20 protein-coding genes and 1 tRNA gene are annotated in these 18,872 nt (G+C 61.1%); 4 read left to right on the top strand and 17 right to left on the bottom strand.

Features of this window, described 5'->3' with window-relative positions; genetic code table 11:
• Positions 1-195: 195 nt before the first annotated feature.
• From GNK13_RS10820 to GNK13_RS10805, 4 genes are all read right to left on the bottom strand, one after another.
• On the bottom strand, positions 196-1,131 hold the full coding sequence (locus GNK13_RS10820; protein ID WP_235935039.1) for a GIY-YIG nuclease family protein: 936 nt from the start codon (positions 1,129-1,131) through the stop codon (positions 196-198).
• A gap of 188 nt (positions 1,132-1,319) precedes the next feature.
• Positions 1,320-2,042 carry a glycosyltransferase family 2 protein gene (locus GNK13_RS10815; RefSeq protein WP_164102537.1) on the bottom strand — a complete coding sequence of 241 codons (723 nt, stop codon included), beginning with the start codon at positions 2,040-2,042 and terminating at the stop codon, positions 1,320-1,322.
• 6 nt (positions 2,043-2,048) lie between these two features.
• Positions 2,049-3,152 (bottom strand): radical SAM protein, encoded by a 1,104-nt coding sequence (locus tag GNK13_RS10810; protein ID WP_164102536.1) that lies wholly within the window; start codon positions 3,150-3,152, stop codon positions 2,049-2,051.
• 29 nt (positions 3,153-3,181) lie between these two features.
• Complete coding sequence (locus GNK13_RS10805; protein WP_164102535.1) at positions 3,182-3,595, bottom strand: hypothetical protein; 414 nt, start codon at positions 3,593-3,595, stop codon at positions 3,182-3,184.
• A gap of 22 nt (positions 3,596-3,617) precedes the next feature.
• On the opposite strand from GNK13_RS10805, the gene GNK13_RS10800 reads away from it, so the two are divergent.
• A complete protein-coding gene (locus GNK13_RS10800) occupies positions 3,618-3,896 on the top strand; it encodes a hypothetical protein (protein ID WP_164102534.1) in 279 nt (92 codons plus the stop codon).
• Here the strand turns inward: GNK13_RS10800 and GNK13_RS10795 are convergent, their stop codons facing one another.
• From GNK13_RS10795 to GNK13_RS10770, 6 genes are all read right to left on the bottom strand, one after another.
• On the bottom strand, positions 3,897-4,718 hold the full coding sequence (locus GNK13_RS10795) for a ParB N-terminal domain-containing protein (RefSeq protein WP_164102533.1): 822 nt from the start codon (positions 4,716-4,718) through the stop codon (positions 3,897-3,899). It lies immediately after the preceding gene.
• 96 nt (positions 4,719-4,814) lie between these two features.
• The gene (locus GNK13_RS10790; RefSeq protein ID WP_164102532.1) at positions 4,815-5,018 is read right to left on the bottom strand and encodes a hypothetical protein; all 204 of its coding nucleotides are present in this window, start codon (positions 5,016-5,018) and stop codon (positions 4,815-4,817) included.
• Positions 5,015-5,614, bottom strand: a complete 600-nt coding sequence (locus GNK13_RS10785) for an AAA family ATPase (RefSeq protein WP_164102531.1) — start codon at positions 5,612-5,614, stop codon at positions 5,015-5,017. The genes GNK13_RS10790 and GNK13_RS10785 overlap by 4 nt, the downstream gene beginning before the upstream one ends.
• Before the next feature lie 478 nt (positions 5,615-6,092).
• Positions 6,093-8,312, bottom strand: a complete 2,220-nt coding sequence (locus GNK13_RS10780) for a bifunctional DNA primase/polymerase (protein WP_164102530.1) — start codon at positions 8,310-8,312, stop codon at positions 6,093-6,095.
• Between the two features lie 176 nt (positions 8,313-8,488).
• A complete protein-coding gene (locus GNK13_RS10775) occupies positions 8,489-8,647 on the bottom strand; it encodes a hypothetical protein (protein WP_164102529.1) in 159 nt (52 codons plus the stop codon).
• Positions 8,644-9,243, bottom strand: a complete 600-nt coding sequence (locus GNK13_RS10770) for a DUF2924 domain-containing protein (RefSeq protein ID WP_164102528.1) — start codon at positions 9,241-9,243, stop codon at positions 8,644-8,646. Before GNK13_RS10770 ends, GNK13_RS10775 begins: the two co-directional genes overlap by 4 nt.
• Before the next feature lie 823 nt (positions 9,244-10,066).
• Between GNK13_RS10770 and GNK13_RS10765 the strand changes: the two genes are divergently transcribed.
• Positions 10,067-10,444, top strand: coding sequence for a hypothetical protein (locus GNK13_RS10765; RefSeq protein ID WP_203329022.1), 378 nt, complete (start codon positions 10,067-10,069; stop codon positions 10,442-10,444).
• A 310-nt stretch (positions 10,445-10,754) separates the two neighbouring features.
• On the opposite strand, the gene GNK13_RS10760 is transcribed toward GNK13_RS10765, so the two are convergent.
• A complete protein-coding gene (locus GNK13_RS10760; protein ID WP_164102526.1) occupies positions 10,755-11,102 on the bottom strand; it encodes a hypothetical protein in 348 nt (115 codons plus the stop codon).
• A 104-nt stretch (positions 11,103-11,206) separates the two neighbouring features.
• On the opposite strand from GNK13_RS10760, the gene GNK13_RS10755 reads away from it, so the two are divergent.
• Positions 11,207-11,596 (top strand): hypothetical protein, encoded by a 390-nt coding sequence (locus GNK13_RS10755; protein WP_164102525.1) that lies wholly within the window; start codon positions 11,207-11,209, stop codon positions 11,594-11,596.
• 1,038 nt (positions 11,597-12,634) lie between these two features.
• Here GNK13_RS10755 and GNK13_RS10750 read toward each other — a convergent pair.
• The 6 genes from GNK13_RS10750 to GNK13_RS10725 all read right to left on the bottom strand — a co-directional run bounded on the left by GNK13_RS10750 (position 12,635) and on the right by GNK13_RS10725 (position 16,329).
• Positions 12,635-13,132, bottom strand: a complete 498-nt coding sequence (locus GNK13_RS10750) for a hypothetical protein (protein ID WP_203545354.1) — start codon at positions 13,130-13,132, stop codon at positions 12,635-12,637.
• Between the two features lie 11 nt (positions 13,133-13,143).
• The gene (locus GNK13_RS10745) at positions 13,144-13,662 is read right to left on the bottom strand and encodes a macro domain-containing protein (protein WP_164102523.1); all 519 of its coding nucleotides are present in this window, start codon (positions 13,660-13,662) and stop codon (positions 13,144-13,146) included.
• Positions 13,663-14,082: 420 nt separating this feature from the next.
• Positions 14,083-14,547: a macro domain-containing protein gene (locus GNK13_RS10740; RefSeq protein WP_164102522.1), complete on the bottom strand. Its 465-nt coding sequence runs from the start codon at positions 14,545-14,547 to the stop codon at positions 14,083-14,085.
• 116 nt (positions 14,548-14,663) lie between these two features.
• Entirely contained in the window at positions 14,664-15,125 is a 462-nt protein-coding gene (locus GNK13_RS10735) for a hypothetical protein (protein WP_164102521.1), read from the bottom strand.
• Positions 15,126-15,178: 53 nt separating this feature from the next.
• On the bottom strand, positions 15,179-15,739 hold the full coding sequence (locus tag GNK13_RS10730; protein ID WP_164102520.1) for a hypothetical protein: 561 nt from the start codon (positions 15,737-15,739) through the stop codon (positions 15,179-15,181).
• 516 nt (positions 15,740-16,255) lie between these two features.
• Positions 16,256-16,329, bottom strand: a tRNA-Met gene (locus GNK13_RS10725).
• A 752-nt stretch (positions 16,330-17,081) separates the two neighbouring features.
• Between GNK13_RS10725 and GNK13_RS10720 the strand changes: the two genes are divergently transcribed.
• Positions 17,082-18,611, top strand: a complete 1,530-nt coding sequence (locus tag GNK13_RS10720) for a prenyltransferase/squalene oxidase repeat-containing protein (protein WP_164102519.1) — start codon at positions 17,082-17,084, stop codon at positions 18,609-18,611.
• Positions 18,612-18,872: the final 261 nt, after the last annotated feature.

The raw sequence follows: 18,872 nt of genomic DNA, 5'->3' as shown, positions 1-18,872 counted from the left end.
AGATCGGGGCCACCAATTTCCCACCAGTTCTCCATGCCGGAGACTCCCGCGTAACAGACGTGTTCTTCGCCCGCCCCAGCGGCAGGCGCTTTCGAAGAACACGACAGTTACGATGAGCCCCCAGCAGGCCTCAAGCGGCTAAGTCACACATTTGGGCAGAAATTGTGGGACTTTGTCACAGATTAGATTCGAAAGTTAATCTTCCGATGGCTCGCTCGCGGGCAGTTGTGACTGATGCCAATCCTCATATGTCTGGCGAGAGCCCGCGATCTTCCATGCGACACGGCCATTGGTATTGCCCGCAGCGACGATGGCGGCGCCGGCGCTGGGGCTTGAAAATACGACGTCTTCAGCAAACAGGAGCAGCTGCTTGTCCGGTATCTCAACCAATCGCTGTTCTTCGACCAGCTGCTCACGAAGTTTTCGGTAGCTCGTCCAACTAGAACGAGGTTCCAGCGTCGCTGTAGAACCTTTCAATACTACGAATTCGCCATCGATCTCCTGCGCACGTGCAATCGCATCGCCGCTTGAAAACTCGAACACTGGCGATGCACTTTCTCCTTGCTCAGATACGGCTGACGGTGTTTTTGACACCGGCTTCGGCTTGAGAAAGGAGAAACCGAGCACCGGGAGCACTAGCTCCATGTGTTCGAGGAAACCTTCCATGTCGGCCACGTCGGATTCGGGCATCGGCGGAAGGGGCGGGGCGGTGCCGTTGTGAAGAGTTGCACGACCGGCTGCGTGCCCCATCGAGATCAATCGGCTTTCAAGATACCGGACATGGGCCTTGGTGAGGTTCAAGTCTTTGCTGATAATCCCGACGCACCGCGTCCAAAACTCCTTCGCAGGATCTTTATCGTGCGAAGCCAAGCGTTTGAATACGTTGTCTCCTTCGCCCACGTAAATGCTGTCGCGAGCCGGATTGTCTGGATCCGCACCGGCAAGAATGTAGATGCCGGTGCGACTAATTTCCTCACGTTTGGCCAGGTCAGCCAACCTCGTGCGGGGCGCAACGAGCAGTTTCCCGCTCCAGTTCATCACCTCAGCTGTCAACAACCCCGTCGCGTCTCCGTCGACGAGGTAGATTCGGATCGATCGTCCCAGCATTCGATTAACAAGAATTCGAGTCACGCGGTCATGCAGGCATACCGCGAGCGGCCTGCGAAAGGCGAATTCTATCGATTCCGACCCTTTGCCACATGACCCTCTGGCGAAGACGCGCCTCTGCCCGAGCCGCGAGCAGTTCGCCGGTTGCAGCTCCGCGTGGTCCGCTCTGCTCACCTCACACGAAACGATTTATCCGACGCTCACTTGGATGTTCAGGGAAGGCTCCACGGGCCTCCGGGCGATCGCCAGGTGATTTCGCCGGCTTCGGCGGCTGCGACTTTGCGTTGGAGGAGCTTTTTCATGCGGCGTTTTCCGCCGGGGATTCCGTAGATCCGCTTCGGCCGATTGTGGCACTGGTGGTAGCCGACGATGTTGCCGGGATAGCGGAACTGGATTCCGTTTTCCAGGAGGCAGCGGTAGAACCAGACGTCGTCGTAGCCGGCTTCGTGGAAGTCTTCGTCCATTCCGCCGATGGCGTAGACAGCTTGCCGATGGACTGAGCCCAGAAAGAAGAGGCCGCGGGGCCGTGCCTTGCCGGTGTAGAGGCTGAGTCGCTTGCCGGTGGCAGGGTCGTAGTCCCAGACGTCGGCAATTGTTGCGGTGCCCTGCTCCACCGCTGCGAGCCGCTCGATGGCGTCGGGGCTGGCGTGCAGGACGTCGGCCTGCTGGAGGATCAGGACGTCGCCTCTGGCTTGCTTGTAGGCGACGTTCGCGGCGACGCTCATTCCCCGCCACCTCGCGGATCTCAGGTAGGTGTACCGTTCCACGCCGAATTCGCGGCAGATGGGCAGTAGCGGCGGATCGCTGCCGTCGTCGGTCACGATGATCTCGTACGTGCAGCCCGGCGACTGGCTACGGATGCTCTCCAGCGTCCGCCGCAGGTGTTCTGGCCGGCCGTAGGCGAGGATGCAGATGGAGCACTTGGGGTCGGACATAAGAGCTCAGGTGAAGTTGGCGTGGCGTCCGCCGCTGCCGGTGGCGTACTGGATGGTCTCGTTGATCTTGTTGAACCGGCAGCGGGGGCAGTTCTGGCTGGGGTCGAAGTCGCGCCGCCGACCTGCGGCCGCGGCCCACAGGTCGCGGAAGCGGGTGCCGGCCAGGTCTCCGACGACGCCGCGCCCTGAGTAGCTCAGATTGCAGCACCGGTAGAGCTTCAGGTCGGCACCGATGTACGTGGTGAAGTACTGGTAGCCACAGTGCTGGTAGTCCGGGAATCCGACTCGCATGTCGTCGTAGCGATCGCCAAAGTTGTCGTAGATGCGAAAGCTCTCGCTCTCGTGCTGCCGCCTCGCATCGTCGATCGAAGATCTCAACTCGTCGAAGATGTCGCGGTAGTAATCAACTCCATGGTCTTGGAAAAAAGCGGACAGCCGCACATTGTCTGCGCCAGAGTCCGCCGCCCGGGCGAAAAACTCCCCGATCTCTCGCCAGTTCTCCCGCGTGACGACAAAGCCGACGCCCACCTCGGGCCCGTCCGAGAGAGCGGCCAAACGTGCGATATTACCCCACACCCGATCAAAAACTGCCGCCGAGACTTCCCGGACGCTGGCGTAGGTCTCGGCACGCCCGGCATCGACCGAGACTCGCACCCAGGTGGCCCGCTGCAAGTGTTCGACTGCCCGATCTTTGAGGATCTGGCCGTTGGTCACCAGCGCCAGGTCCAATCCGCGATCGAGCACCCGCTCGAAGATGTCCACATGGTGCGGGTGGACGGTGGGCTCGCCGCCGCCGCTGATCTGGAACGCTCGGACTCCCATTTCAGCCGCATCGTCGACGATCTCCTCACACTTTGGCAGCGGGATCATTCGGACCGGGTTGTTAGTCCCCTTGGCCGCCAAACGGACGCCCTTTGAGAACGTCTCATTGTTGATGTACCCGTCCATCCGATGCGCGCAGAAGCTGCAGTTGTGGTTGCAGAGGTCCGAGATGATCAGCTGGACGTGGACCGGGGGTGCCACCGCACCGCCGCCCGCCGATGCGAGCTGCGCGGGGTGATGGAGCACCTTCAGGGGACTGTAAGCCGTCTTGGCCGCTGTTACGGTCACTTGGCAATCGCTCGCGTGGGAGTATGGAATCAGGCAGTGACGAGAGGAGTCATGGATGCTGTGTTCTCGACGGCGGGCAGATGGTTGCCAGCCGTTTCAACCGGGCTGGGACTCGGGAACTTGGCGGCCAGAAACTCCTCCACGGCTCCCCGGAACTGCGAATGGATGTGATTGAGCAGCTTGTGCCTGGTCTCGATTTTTTCGCGGCGGTTGGTGACGCGGAGGAAACGGCGGCCATAGTCTTCCGCTTTGCTGGACCAGTGGAAATTGAAGTAGATGCACTCCCAGTTGCGGTAGCCCGTGAAGTCGTCCTCCCAAGCGGCGACCACGTAGAACAGCAGTTTCTGTTGCACGTCGATGAACGCGGTCAGGTGGTTGCCGGCAATCGGCACCTGGCGACGCGGCATCTGGTTGATCTTTCCGGCCACCTGCTCGGCGGTCATTGCCGTACGCCGCGAAGACGGGATGTACGCCGCGGTCTATCTGCACTTTGACGGTTACCCCGCACACACCGGAGAAGCCTTGATGCAGCACTACGCCAACCAGTCAGACGCCGAGGCACTGGTTGTCGGCGGTGAGCTACGCAGTATCGACAAGGCAACCGGTCATCCGGAGCACTACGCCGACGGCGCGGCTCCGACGGTCGTGTCGACGCAAGACGGGTTGCTCGAGTTTGCCAGAAAGTGCGGCGCCCGGTTCGTCTATGTCTCTGACGGCAGAACCTGGTCCTGCAGGGAACTCTAGTCACCGCATGTTCTCCTCACGCGGCTTCATCGGAATCGGTGATTCACCGGTCCGCTCCAGCACTGCGGGCTTGCCGGTGAGCAGCCGATCGAACTCTTCGTCCGACACGAAATCGTTCGCCAGCGGTCGGTTCTTGGCCCGCATTTTTCGGGGCCCTTCCTTCGTCTTTTCCTTGCCCGCCTCGAACGAGCTGTTGCCGGCCGCGATCGCGTTCTTGCTGCGGGGCTCGACCTTGACGTTGTACGGCGGGACAGTGTTGACGAGCTGAATCCGGGCGCCGCCAAGCAAACGGTTGACGTCCTCCGGTTTGGACGAGTCGCCACAGAGCAGCCGATGGTCGCCGAGGAGCCAGAGGTCTCCGGGCTGGGTGATTGCCTCATCGGGCGGCTCCGGGACCTCGTCCGGATCCGTCAGCCCCTCGGTCACTCCAGTATCGATCAGCTTGGCGAGCTCGTCAGTGTTGAACCCGAGCAGCCCGCAGTCGAAGCCGCTGTCCTGCAGTGCACCGATCTCGATCGGCAGTAGGTCGAAGTCCCACTGGGCGTTTTCGCCGGTTCGGTTGTCGGCGATGCGGTAGGCCCGGACCGCGTGGGGCTGCATGTCCTTGGCGACGTGCACCGGGACCTCGGCCAATGCGAGCTTCTTGGCCGCTTTCCAGCGGGTGTGCCCGACGATGATCACACCGTCGGTGTCGACCACGATCGGCTGGCGGAATCCGAATTCACGGATGCTCTGGACGACCGGATCCACCGCGTCGTCGTTGAGCCGGGGGTTGTTCTGGTAAGGCTTGATACAATCAAGCGACCACATTTCGACCTGCATTGAGAGCCCTTCCAAGGCGAGTGACGAATCAGGAAGGGTTCGGTCGGTGGTTGGCCAGATGGATGGGTGGGCGGTTGGGCTGGTTCGCTGGCGGGGTTAGGACGCGTCGTTCGTGCGGTCGCCGCCGGGCTTGGGCTGGTCGAATTCTTCGGAAAACGGGTCGAGCTCAACAACCTTGCCGTCTCTCCAGACGACGATCGGCGTGTTATGCCTCCGCGCCCGTTCGACAACATCTTTGGCGGCTTCCTCCATGGCTGCGTCAGCTTTCCTGACAAAGTCGCTGGTGTTGTCGCGAATCATGTGATTAGTCCCGGTGAGCGCTGCAGGAGTCGAGTGAAGCGGGCAGCGTCGAAAATAGTGCGATTTCCGTCCACTTCACCGACGATTTTTACTGCCGGTCGATCCGATCCATCGTAGACCACCCATTGGTCGAGGAGTGGAGCATAAAGTTTGCCGAAGTTGGTGATGCCTTGTCGATAGCGGCGACGAATCGTTGGTTCAGGGATGTCGTGCCCGCCTTCCCGAACGCGAGCGGCAACGCGGGCGATGGCCTGCTCCACCGATGGTAGCCAAATGAAGAACATGGCGAGCCGGTATCCGTAACGGCGCTTCATCACTTGCAGCCTGCGAGCGTGAGTGCGACCGGACAAGGTGGTTTCAAACCCGAAGGTTGTACGGGCGGAGCTTAGTTCATCGAGCCGCCTCAACATCAGTCGGCCAGCCATGGCAGCCTGAGACTCAGGATTGAATGGGGAGAGTCCGGACGCAATCAGATCAGCGTTTACAAACTCAGGGCAGTCAACAAATCGCGGCAGATACTTGAGCGCGAACGTCGTTTTGCCGGCGCCGTTCGGGCCGGCGATGACGTAGACGGTCGGTTCAGGGGGATGGTTCACGGTGCAGATCGATGTCGAAATCGCGGCGGAGTACTGTTCGGACAATCATAACAAACTGTGCCTAATATAGCGGCTGTTCCCGCGGCCCTGAGGAGGTCGACCTGGCCGGAAAGTATCTAATCGTCGGCGGCGAGGCGTCTGCCAGTGTGGCACTCCCGACAGAGTGGCACTCGGGGGGTGCCAGGCTGGCACTGAGGGAATCGCCACTCTGGCACTTGGGAGATCCGTCACCCGAGATCCGTCCCACTGCCCCCTTACGCGTGCGAATGCGCATCGCGGGGGTGTGGGCGTGACAGGGGGACACATACATAGAAAAGAGAGTTTTTCCTTTATATTTACGATCTTTTCTGCTCTGGAGATCCGTCACCGGACGTGGTGACACATTGGGACGGATTCGCCGGTTTCGAGGGCAAAACGGCCGGATTGGGTCCGAGAAACGTCCCCCGGCGGTGACACATGGTGACGGATTGGTGACGGATTAGGCGGGGCATGTTAGCTGGTATCCCTGGGCCGGACGGGTGGCGGTTTCGATCACGACGGGTTCCAGATCACCCTGCTGCACGAGCGTTCCGACGATCTGGTCGAAGTCGCCGGCTCTCAGCTTCATGGCCCGCATCAATTGCCGTCGCTGCATTCGCCGATCGGGATGTTCGGAAAGCCGCTTGACGAGCTTCAGACACTCGGCGTGGAACGGGTTCTCGGCGACGTGGATCGATGCGAGGTAGAGCTGCCGGCGGGTCTGGTGCATCGCGAATTCGTTCGCCCACTCGACTGCTGGCATGCCGATTTGCGGCTCGAGGTGGTTCTCGCTGCAGGCGTAGATCAGCGCAAGCTTGGTGGCGTGTTCGCAGGTTCGGCTCCAGGCGGTGCGAGCGACCTCGTCGCCGGCCGCTTCGGCTTTGTCGTATTCAACCTCGGTTTGTCGTCGGAGGTCTTCGATCTCCGCAGCGGCGTCCGGAGTGAATTCGACGACCAGCGGCTTGGGGTGGAAGTTGAGGAAATTGCCCGTTCCGGGCTCGAAATCGGCCCACCACTTCGCGGTCTCCAGGATCGCCTCCGGAAGGTTGCGAGCCGAGCCAGGTGACTGGCCAGAGCCGCGTTTGCCGACGTCGATGATGTTGAGCCGCGCGAAGAAGCCGTTGGTGAGCATCCGCTTCGAGAGCGCTTCATAGAAGTATTGTGGCGTTGCCGTGCCGAACAGCGTCAGGTGGGGCTGATCGACGTGGATCGCTTCCTTCTGGTTCGCCTTCACTCGCACTGGGTACACATCGCCGGCGGACGTGTAGAGGGTCAGGAGAATGTTTGGGATCGATTCGCGGCTGTTCTCGCGGTCCGGGTTGATCTGCCGGAGCACACCGTCCATTTCGTCGTTCTGAAAGAGCATCCGGCCGGTGCGGACCAGGGCGTCCTGGATGCCCTCGCCGGACGCGAATTTGTCGCCGAGCGATGCGGCCAAGCCGATCTGAAAGAGCACCTGCGAGTTGACTTTACGCGGAAACTCCTTGCCGGTACCGCTGCTCGCCAGCGCCAGCAGATACAGATTGGTTCGCAGGTCGCCGCGGGTGCAGACCTTGCGTCCGGCCAGGAACGATTGCAGCGCCATCGCGCCGCAGAACGCGAGTCCCACGTTGGGGTACGGAGCGTTGGCGAGCGTGAAGTCCATCACGCGGCGCACGAATCCGGGGACCTCAAATAGTCGCTCGGGAAGTTGTCCAGGATCGGGGACAACGTCGGGCGGTGTTTCCGGTTCAATGACCGTTGCGGTCGCGGCCGCTTTGGGAGCGAGCTGAAACCGACTGAGGTCGACAAGCTCCTCGGTGTGGGTGTGCCCTTCGTCGCGCAACCAACCGAATGGTCGGTCGTGGGGTTTGGTCGCCGCTTGGGTAATCTTGTGCTGCAGCTCTTTTTCGGACCACGGCGGGTCACAGCGAGGGTTGTAATACTGCGAGAGCAGTTCCATCGCCCGGGCCGGTTCGACGCCGAAGCCGTGGACCAGTGCCGTCGCGGCTGCGTAGGTTTGCGAGTGACCGCCACTGCCGGCGATTGCCGGGGGCATCGCGTTGAGGTAGGCGACCGCCCGGTTCTCGACGTCCGGGCCGCCACCGGCCGCGTGTGGCGGCGACGCGGGGGAATGCCCGGGGGTGGATTGGGCGGCGCGGCTGGGTTGGCGCTTTGCAACGACGGCCCAGGCCAGCGCCCGGACGCAGGCAGCGAGCATCGGGGCCGGAACGGTCGCCGGTTCCGCTTCGAGCACGTCGTACGGTTCGCCGTCGGGGTGCATACTTGGGCCAACGACGGTCTGGGCGCCGGTCGACCGCAATTCGACGATCATTGACCCATCGTATGGATCGGTATGTTTCTCGGTCGTCGCTCCCGCGGCGATGTTCCAGCGATGCGAGTCGCCAGCGGACGGCCGACCGGTGATGGCGGGTGTCGCCGGCAGGTACTGGTCCGCCAGCGCGACCGCTTCCTGGCAGTCGAGGTCGACATCGACGAGCCAGCCGGACGGTTCGCCGAGAATTAGCCCCACGTTGTCTTTGGGCGAGAACTCGGCATTGATCGCGTCCGCTTCGATCCGGAGGTTTGGCCAGTCGGCGCGGACGGGCATCTTGGACCGCGGGCGAAGCGGCACGCAGTACCATCCTTGCCGGCGATAGATCGCTACTTGCTCACGCACGCCGAGCGTCAAAACGGGCACTCCTCGCGTGCTGCATTTGGGATCTGTGCGAGTGCGTGGCTGATGATCCGGTCGTATTTCTGACCGCTGATGCTCCGCACCGTGATCCGCTCTGAGAGGGCCAGCAGTCCGGCTTCAGCCAGTTCGAGTGCCTCTTCGGCGTTGTCCGGACACGGATCGAGGCAGCGGTCCCGCCACTAGGCTTCAGCTTTGCGGCGTGCGTAGCCGGTGTGCTCGATGCAGATGAATTCGCTCTGCCAGTGATCCAGCCCGATCACATAATCCACCCGCAGGCACCGCGGCGCGTCTTCATCGGCGTCGCGTTTGCGATGAATGCGGTAGATCGTGTCGATCACCTCATACTCGGTGTCTGTGACTTCGCCAGATAGCACACCGGCCTCGCTGGCTCGGGCGTCATGGGACTCACGCTCCGGCGGCGGGAATGGATGGCCACACTCGGGACAATTGGCGTATCCGCAGGCGACAAGTGCATGGCATTTTTGGCACTCCTTTGCTGGCGGTTCACCGCTTTGGCGACGGCCGAGAGTGAGCTGAAGTGCTGGTTCTCGTAGAGAAAGCCATCCTGCAGGACCACCACGCGGATCACCCGCCCCTTGTACTCGCGTTCGAGGGGGCTTTTGGGGGGCGGCAGTTGGGGATCCCAGTCTTTGAACGGTCGCGGATTCGACTTCGGTGCGGGAGTGGCAGCTTCGGCCCGCGGTGCCGTGAGTCGCACATCGGCACCGGCGGCCAGCCGGGCGGCTCGTTCCAGCGCGGCCCGGGAGAGTCCGCCTTCATCGTTCGCTTGCAGTCGCCAAGCGATGCGGCGCAGGAGGTACTGTTTGTTGCGGCTGCGGCACGGTTCATTGAAGACGGCTTCATACCGGCCGGCGAGCTGGTTGACCGACATGTCTCGCAGTTCGGCGACCGCGGTGGCAACGTGCGGGCTCACTGGCTACCTCCTGTTGGCTTGGCGTGTGCCGGTTGCGGAGCCCGAGGTTCGGTGGCGCACTGGATTGGACCGCTGTGACTCGCCGGTTTCACAGCTTTGCCGCGGGGAGGCTGCAGTTGGGCTCGCGACAGGGAGCGGGCGAGCAGCGTAGCGATTGCGCGGCGGCGGGTTTCGTGGTGCATGGTGTGTCTCACGAAGTTGAGAGGGTGTGTCCGTTCCCGGTGCGAGCGGGAACGTCGTGAGACACAGAGAGCCGTGCCCGCCGCCCGAGCTCAGGCGGCTCGGGTAAAGAGTCGGCGAGATTTTCAGAAGTCGGTTCCGAGCAAGCCGGCACATCCGCCGACTCCCGCAACCGCAGCATCCCGCGGAGCAAAACGACAGCGATCGACTGCAAACGAGCCGCGGCAGGATTGGCCGGCCCCGAAGCGGGCAAGGAAGGACGAGAGCTGATCGGAACACCCCGCACAGAGAACCTCAGGAGTGGACGCGAACTCTCGCGTCTCCCCTTGGGTTATCTATGCAAAGTCGGGAAATGGCGCCCCACAAATTCCCCGCCTCATCCGAGAGGCGAAAAGTGTCGACGTCAGAGAGTGGGACGCATCAACCCGTCCGCGCTCCGCCCTGGCAAATGGTGCCACGGCCCTCGCAGTTGACCCCGGGTGTGTGATTCGGCGAAAATAGATACGGACGCGACATTGTCTACCGGCGAAAACAGCCCCCGCGGATACGGCGAGAATAGACGCCGGTACCCCATTCTTGCCGGTCGGACCGGTGATAAAGACGGTATCCGACTGAATTCAGTTTATGCACTTAGCTGGTGACGATGACGACCAAAACGAAACGCCTGCTGATCATCGCTTCCGCCGCGATGTGCTTGCTTCTCGGCATCAGCACCTGGGGTGTCGTCCGCATCGTTGCTTGGGCTTCGGACCTGCCCAACCGTGTCGACATTCAGGTCGACGGTGAAGCCGTGACTTGGTTCGTGACCGAAAGCGCTCGTGCGACTCTCCAGCAGCCTGATCCGGAGAAACAGCTCGAGGGCTTAAGGGCGTTGGCTGATGGCGTCAAGACAAACCCTGAAGTGGTTCCCTGGATTCAAAAAGAATTGAAATCAGAGATCGACATGCTGCGGGAGTCGCCTGATGCAATGGTCGCGGATGTGGCGGAAGAGGTCCATGCAAGCCTTTCCCCGCCGAAATAACCACAAACGGGCGGATAACGATCCGATGAACGCGAGCCGCCGATGACCGCGCGCTTGCACAACAACTATGGGCGGTGGCCGCGTTATCGGTGCCGTTCGTCGTCTAGAGAGCCTTGATAATGTACCACGTGCCCGCCGATGCGACGTGGGACCCGGTGGCAATAACGGAGTCTCTGCGGAGGCAAGAGGTCAATGCTGGAACCGTTGGAGATACTGTTCGCGTTATGCTCCCGGTTCCCAATCCGTGTTCGATGGTCGGCAAATTGTTCCGCCGGCTGTTCCCCCACCGGCCTCTCGAGATCACGATCTTTTATCGTCCGGACAAATTCATTCGCAATGTTGAGTTGACGTACGATCCCTTGAAGATGCCCTGGATTCTCCGTGCCTCGACGCGATCGCTGAGGCGATGGAAGAACGGGGGTATCTGATTGATGATGACCGAGCAATAATTGCTCGATACTGCCCAGGCTCGCCTGAACTCACGAAACTGCTTAGCGAGCTCGAGCGACTGCGAGATGAGAAGGAGAGCTTTTGCGCGAAGCGGGACTTCGAAGGTGCACTCGTTCCGCATAGGCAAGAAGTGATCGTCCGAAACAGGATCGATGAAGAACTCTTCGAGATCGTCGGTCGGAAACAAATCAACGACGAACGATGACATGCACCGAAGGACGCGAATTGCGCGGTCTGCCAACGCGTAGCCTTCTTCGCGTCCTCGGTGATGCCTGCCGTTCTGGCGCGGAGTAGTTGCCGCGAAAACACTGCATGCGAAATCCGTACGAAGCTAGCACCAAGATCAAATCCTCAGATCCCGACATCCCCGAGCGGTGGTGGTGGCCGGGCCTATTCGGAGTCCTCGCGACCCCGGTGGCGATGGTATTGGCGGTGATTTCGCACGCGTTTGGACATGGGGATGGTTTCGCCGACGATCTACTGTTTCCGCTTCATCGCCCGGTTCGCATTCTGCTTCGATCCGAGAATGTGGCCGCGTACATCATGTATTTCGGCCAGTTCGCCCTCTATGGTGTCGTGCTCGCGCTAGCCGCTCGTCGTCATCGATTGTTGGTCACTGTGTCCGTCCTTGTTTCCTTTCATATCGCCTCGTTCTTGCTTCGCGACCGGATTGCAGATTTGCTGATTTCTGTTCGCGGTTGAAACCTTCGTGCTAGGATGCTGAGTAGCTACGGATTCCACAACCCGCCAGGACAACGCGGTGAACCCGGGAGGCGGGGCGGAGTCTGGAAAGCACCGCTTCTTGGCCGCCGCCCGGTTACCGCTACCGTTACGCCTGAGAATCTGGCCACTCCACATGACGCCGAGCGATCTGCGTGTCCGGTTCCTCGATTTCTGCGGCCCAGTAAAGTTCCGCAAGTTCGCTCGTTCCCTCGTCAAGCTCTCCGATGAACCGGTGAGATTCGATCGACTGCGGTACTGGCAAGAAATGTTGTGGGCGCGGTTCATAGCGAGATACCCGGACGCTCCGAGCGATGTGAACGATATTGGTCCGTGCCTCCATTGGTGCGACGTGCACGATGCTCCGCTACTGGTTGGCTCGGGCCATCAACCTGTTGATTTACGACACTCCGAGTCATTCACCCGCGCTCGCGAGAGCGAATTCCCCCATGGATATGGGTGGCTAGGGTATCATTGCCCGGCCTGTCGAACTGCATGCATCCAATGGATCGACTCTCACCCGGCTGAATGTCGCATGCTTCAGTATCGCATCTATAACGCTGGCTGGGTTGTAGTGCACAGAGACGACCCTGACTTTCAGAAAACCTGTCGTGACGGATACATCCCTTGGGATGAGATTAGCCCAGGGGATGAAATATGGGCAATAGATACTGGGCGAGGCTTTTCAGGTATCGGTCCTGTTCGGAATGGCCGACTTGTGCCCATCATGGACTGAGTTCGATTAACGCGTTGGCGTAACTAATCGCGTGCACCGGAGTACGCGAATCAGGCGGAGAGCTGATCGGAACGCCCCGCACAGAGAACCTCGGAAGCGGACGCGAGATCTCGCGTCTCCCCTGGGTTATCTATGCGAAAACGAGAGACGGCGTCCCGGGTTTGTGTCGCCGAACTTTGAGCTGTGTCGTCATCACCGCTGGTTTGGGCGAAGGTGCGGCCGCTGAACTTGGCATCTATTTGATCGAGCGTCGTGAGTTCGCCACCGTTCGGTCCGCGGGTATATCAACTCTGGTTCGGAAGCGGACGACCCGACATCACAAGCGCCTCCTTAAGTACGGTATCGAAGTCACGCCCCGCGAAGGGGTACTGGAGGCAGATTCCTTGTCCGCCGTGCTCGTCGGCGTCCCCGGCAAGTCGAATCCAGAAGATCCGGCCAGGATTATCATCCTCGTCATCGTAGAACAGATCGCAACCACGAGTGATCAGCGTCCAGCCATCGATTGCTCCGCAAAAATACTCGGAAATGCTCTCTTTTTCGTAAGCGGAGCGTAGCCTACTTACCTCCAACAGGTCTTCCTTGCGGAGCTCTTGAAGAACCTTGCCGATCAGTCGGCGTTCGTCCTGCCAATGGAGGTTCCGATCCGTGAGTTGAAGTATGCTCTCAGATTCCACGCCGTCCTCTAGCAGGCGTATTGCCCAGTCCGCTGCCGGTATCGGCAGACCTCGAGCGTTATGTCGTGACCACAGAAATTCGAGAGTGGGATCCATAGTGATGTTCACAGCACAGCCCATCATGCGCCGGCGTCGGCCGCTATTTTTCGGATGGCTTCGAACAGGTGTGCATTCGTTGTCATGAGTGTCACTCGCTCCACGCCAGGGTAGGACCGCGTGAACAGTTCTTCTGCAACGACGGCGAAATCTGCATCGGACATGCGGCCGTACCCACATCCAAGGCACGCGGCTGCAATTGTGGAGCATCCACGATCGGCGAGCACCCGGATGGCACTGTCGTACGTGCGCAGAACCAGGTCGGTTGTGGTGTCATAGAACGCATCGATTGCTACTGCATGGGCGACGGCAGCGAACGGGGACCCGCACGACGGCGCTACGACTGCATTGCCAGGCTCAATATGCCGAAGCCCGTTGCTGCGTAGGTATTCGTGGAGAAACGACTGCATCGCCCCGCCAAATCGGAGCGAAAATGCACCGCCCACGCCACCGGAGAGATTCAGGTTCGGATTGGCGGAGCAGAGTAAACCGGCAGCGGAGGCATCGAGTAGGTCGGAGTGGGCGACTTCCCAGCGGAGCATGGCTTCAATCTCGCGAACCGGATTCTAATCTGGAGGAGCAGCGAAAGAGTGTAGTTCATCCCCCTCGTCCAGAGAGGCGAACAGGCGACTCGATAGCTTTCCTAGAAAGCCAGTCTCCATCACCCCGCCGGATCCCAGTTCCTGCAACACGTGATCTAGCCGCTGTAGGTCTTCCTGCCGGCATGCGAAGTAGGTCGTGTTCTCGATGGGACCGTTTGACCAGATAGCAACGTCGATTCCGTGATTTTGAAGCGTCGCAAGAAGCCGGCATGCGGCATCGTCTGGTGGTAGCCCAAGGTCGTCTGCGAGGCTGGTGGGGTACGCGAAAAAGGTCCAGGGGCATCGTCCGGAGCGCCAGTGCTCACTGGCGTCGAAGAGCAGATCGAATCGGATCGAGTGGCAACGCATGGCTCGTGCGTCCTATTTGCGGTACCGGACGATTCTGACCTCGCCGTCGAAATCACAGCGAGTCAGTTCGTCTTCGATGATTGAATGGATTCTTTCTGGTTTCCCGCCCCCTGAGCCCGCACCAATCAAAGGCATGGCGATCGAACGGTATCCACGGTCCTTAGCTAACGCGATCGCATTGCGAACGGAGTCGCGGACCGACCGCTCTGAGGATCGCCAGAGCAAGTTGATTCCGGCGACGTGGATGATCGCCTTGAACGGAAGTTTCCCGGCGGTCGTTTCGACGGCTTGGCCGAGGGGAAGCGCGCCGAGACGCCCGAGTTCGCGAAACGGCTGGAGAACGCCCCGCCTCTTGATCGCTCCCGAAACGCCCTGAGGAATCAGCAGCCACCATGGAATGACGTTCCGGTTCCAAGCGTTGACGATCACGTCAACATCCTGCTCGAGCAGATCCCCGTCGACGATAGTCACGTTCATCAATCATCTAACGTCAATTAGGAGCGAGCAGCCAGGAAGACGCTGGCGGGACGGATCGCCCGCGGTAGCTGAGTTAGTCACCTCCCCCAAGGGCTGCAGGCCGCCAGTCGGGAGCGCTATTCGTGATCCGGGTTTTCCCAAGTATAGTGCGAAACCGTGTTCGTGGGCAGCAGCGACTTGAGTTTGCCCACTCCTTCGGGAGTCATGCCAGACTTGTCCACAAATAGCGAATCCACACACGAAAGTTGTGCGAGTGTGTCAACAGACGCATCTGTAACCATTTCGGTCTCAATCAACACTGTGAGATCATATTTCCGTGGAAGGTCGTTTAGCAATAAAAGTTGGTCAACGTTGTCGTCGCTTAAGTCCGAATGCGGTCGAAATTCGAGGATGTAAACTCCGAATCCGTTGCTTAAGAAATCAGCGCGCAGCTCCGCGAAAGGCATGAAAACAGTGTCAACGTATCGGTCATGCTCTCGTGTCGCAACAAAGAACGGGATCGCCGTCATCAGCCAAGCGAGCGTTGCGAAACTGCAAATGGCGATAAGGCAGATTGCGAACCCGCGGAGGTCGGTCATTGATCGAGGTTCCTTCGACGCAGGCTCAGGCGAACTTGCAGATCTTGTCCCGATCATTTGCGTTGACGCCTTCGGCTCATCAGCCAGTCGGAAAGCGACGAGTCGCCGTAGGTTCTGGTGTACCAGAAAGCCCAGCCTTCGGGAGTTTTGGGCGGACGATCAAGGCGGCCGTTGTTGTTGTCGGTTTGCGGATATAGAAACTGGCCATTCACTTCACGCAGTCCACAACCAAACGAAGCGTTGTAGTCATCTCGGTTGCCGCTTGTTCTTGAGACGGTGAAACGCGAGGGTGATGCCGAATGGCTGTGTCGCCCAGCCTCGCCCGCGAGAAGCCAAAGCTGACAGTCGACCCAGATTGATTCCCCTAGTTTAATACCAACACCGAGGACTCCGACTCCGTCAGTGACCGGGGGGATGCGCGGAAAGCAGGTGCGGATTGCGACTTCGTGTATCTGCTCAGCAGCTCGGAGGAAGGTCGAGTCACGGACCAAGTCATCGACGACTGCAGAGTTCCAGCGTCCGCACTGGTCGCTGGACGTGAAGCGATGCAAACGTTCCGACAGCGCTCGGAATACGGTATCAAATTCCGGATTGAAGGTTTGAGCCTCACTCAATTCAGTTGGCTACGGTGCACACGCTGGAGGTATCGATTCCGTCTGCGACTGGCCACGATCAATGCGTGGTCGCTGTCTTTTCCGCTCAGATTGCACGCATCGCAGGTATTCTCCCCGGTTCGCTGTGCGGCGTCAAACCAAGTGGGGGGATCGCGCCGCGGAGCGGGTGCTGGCTCTCGGATCGGCGCCGTTTAAACCGGGTGCGGCCGGTGCCGGCACTCTGCGGCAGGTCATAACCCGTGCAGCCGAACTGCCCGATTTCCGGGCGTTTCGCGCTCGCGCGCGAGAGCGCGAAAATCCCATAACCTGTGAGAGAGGCGAGAGTTTTTTCGCCTGATCCCCCGTGGGAGGGGCGGATTTCGGGGGTTTGGCGCTGTGGGGCGCGAGGGCGGGGAGAGGTGGCTGGGGGGCTGAAAGTGCGGTTTTTGCACGAAAAAAGCCGATGTTTGGCTTGTGGCCACACATCGGCTAGTTCGGAACGCCGCTACTTTCGCGGAGCGAAAGGCGACTCTCAAGTTGCGGGGACAGGATTCGAACCTGCGACCTCGAGGTTATGAGCCTCGCGAGCTACCTGGCTGCTCCACCCCGCGGTGTTAGGGAGTAATATCGGCCGGAAGCCGCTGGGTGTCAACCCAATCTTGGCGAGTTCTCGCCTTTCTTTGAGAGCCTGGGGGCGAGAGGTACCACGAAGGGCACGAAGAGCACGAAGGGGGGGCGGGGAGAGATAGGAGGAGGGTCGGGCTGGAAAGCCTGACGGACGGGGGAGCGGATTGCCGAGAGAACATTGACAGTTTGCCGCTTGCGGGCCTCATAATGGAAAGGTCGGCTGAGTCTCGCGCCGGTTGCCCGCGGCGGGGCGGTCGGTGGTCCACTTCCTAAAGAGTTTCGCACTCGGGGGTTCCCTTCGTTGTCGCTTTCGCACTTCGACGCCGACGCGGGCGGATCGTCCGATCGGCCGCCGCTGCCGCAAGTGCCGAGCGGTTCGCCTGGACCTCCGCCTCCTCCACCTCCTCCGCGCTCCGGGGAGCCGCCCGGCTCGGGAGCGCTGCCGGGGGCGGAGGGAGTCCCAAAACCGCCCGCAGCGAAACCTCCAGCGAGCCCTTTGCCGCCTCCTCCTCCGCCCGGCTCGGAGACGGCGCAGCGGGCTCCCCAGGCGGCCGCGAGCCGTTCGGCTCGACGCGCCCCGAAGTCGATAGAACCAGGAAACGCCGCAGGGGCTGGAAGTGCCGCAGGCGTTGAGGGCGATTTCGGAGCAGGCGCTCCCCTGCCCCCACCCGCGGCTTCGGGGGTCGGCTCGGCACGCGGCTTTCTCTGGCGGGGGCAATTCCCCATTCCCGAGCGGGTGTCGGCTTGGCGTGCGCGAGCGGCCCAGGCGGAGGAGGATGACTCGCTTCAGGTCGAGCGGGAAGCGCCGGCGTGGTTGATCAGCCTCGTCCTGCACTTGGCCGCCCTGTTGCTGTTGGCCCTGCTGACTTCCCCGGTCGGCGAAAAGATGACGACGATTGTCTTGGAGGTGGGTCAGTCGGCGGATGAAGGCGAGGCGCTCGAGTCGTTCGAGCTGGCGATGGTCGAGCCGGAGATCGGCGAGGCCGCGCCGAGCGACGCTGCGGAAGTGACCGAAGAGCTGGTGGAAATTCCGCAGGAACAGATCGTGGCCGACGCGCTGATCGAGCAGATGGTGCCGGTGCAGGCGGAGGTGGCGGCGGTCAGCCTGCCAACCGAAGGGATGCTCAGTGGCCGCTCAGGCTCGACGAAACAGACCTTGCTCTCTGCTTACGGCGGAACGGCGGAAACCGAAGCGGCCGTGCAGCTCGGGCTCGAGTGGCTCAAGCGTCAACAGCTTTCCAGCGGCGCCTGGAGTCTGAGCGGACCGTACGAAGATGGGGCCTTTGCCGAGAACCGGATCGCAGCGACGGCGATGGCGCTGCTGGCCTTTCAAGGCAACGGCAACACGCACCAAACGGGTGAGTATCGCGAGACGGTCAAGGCGGCTGCCGAATGGCTGGTCGCTCAGCAAGGCCGCGACGGGGCGTTTGGGCACACCGGTGGAGGCGGCGCTGGAGGCATGGGAGGCATGGGAGGCATGGGAGGCGGAGGAGGCGGAGGAGGCATCGGGCGCGTGGGCGGCGGAGGCGGCGGGAGCCGCGGAAGTCGTCGTGGGCAAGGCTTTCCCCCTCATCAGCAACTCTATTCGCAAGCTCAGGCGACGATCGCGATCTGCGAGTTGTATGCGATGACCGGCGATTCGTGGTTGCACGGACCGGCGCAGCGGGCGATCGAGTATGCCGAGTGGAGCCAGAGTTCGCTCGGCGGCTGGCGTTACGAACCGCGGCGGGATGCCGACACGTCGGTCACCGGCTGGTTCATGATGGCCTTGCAAAGCGGCCGAGCCGGAGGGCTGGAGGTCAGCGACGAGGTGCTGCGGAAGGTCGGCTACTATCTCGACTCGGTGCAGCACTACGACGGGGCGGCCTACGCCTACCAGCCGGGCAACGGACCCTCGCAAGCGATGACGGCCGAGGGGATGCTCTGCCGCCAGTATTTGGGCTGGGAGCGCGAGCGGCCGGAGATGCAGTTGTGCGCCGAGTCGCTGGTCACCGACTACAACTTCGATATCTACGAGCCCGATTTTTACTACTGGTATTACGCGACGCAGATGCTGCATCACTACGGCGGCGAGCCGTGGCGGCTGTGGAACGAAGCGATGCGGAGCCAGTTGCCAACGGCTCAGGTGCGCAGCGGCCGCGAAGTGGGAAGTTGGGCGCCGCAGAAAGATCGCTGGGGAGGGACCGGCGGGCGGCTGTATACGACTTGTTTTGCGATCTACTGCTTGGAGGTTTATTACCGCCACATGCCGCTTTATCAGCATTAGCCGGTAGCCGGTAGCCGGTAGCCGGTAGCCGGTAGCCGGTAGCCGGTAGCCGGTAGCTGGTAGCAGATAGCAGGTGGCAGGTGGCAGGGGGCAGGGGGCCACGGAAGGACACGGAAAAGCACGGAAGGGAGTGGTGGGGGAGCGTTGAGAATCGTGCTCGTACTCGTACTCAGCCGCTTGCGGCGGTACTCGTACTCGTACTCGAACACCAGCGGCTGCGTTGGGGGCCTAACCACGGTTTTCTCGAGTACCGCTTCGCTG

Source organism: Candidatus Laterigemmans baculatus (genome assembly GCF_010367455.1).
Classification (GTDB): domain Bacteria; phylum Planctomycetota; class Planctomycetia; order Pirellulales; family Pirellulaceae; genus Laterigemmans; species Laterigemmans baculatus.
This window is presented reverse-complemented; position numbering and strand designations above follow the sequence as displayed.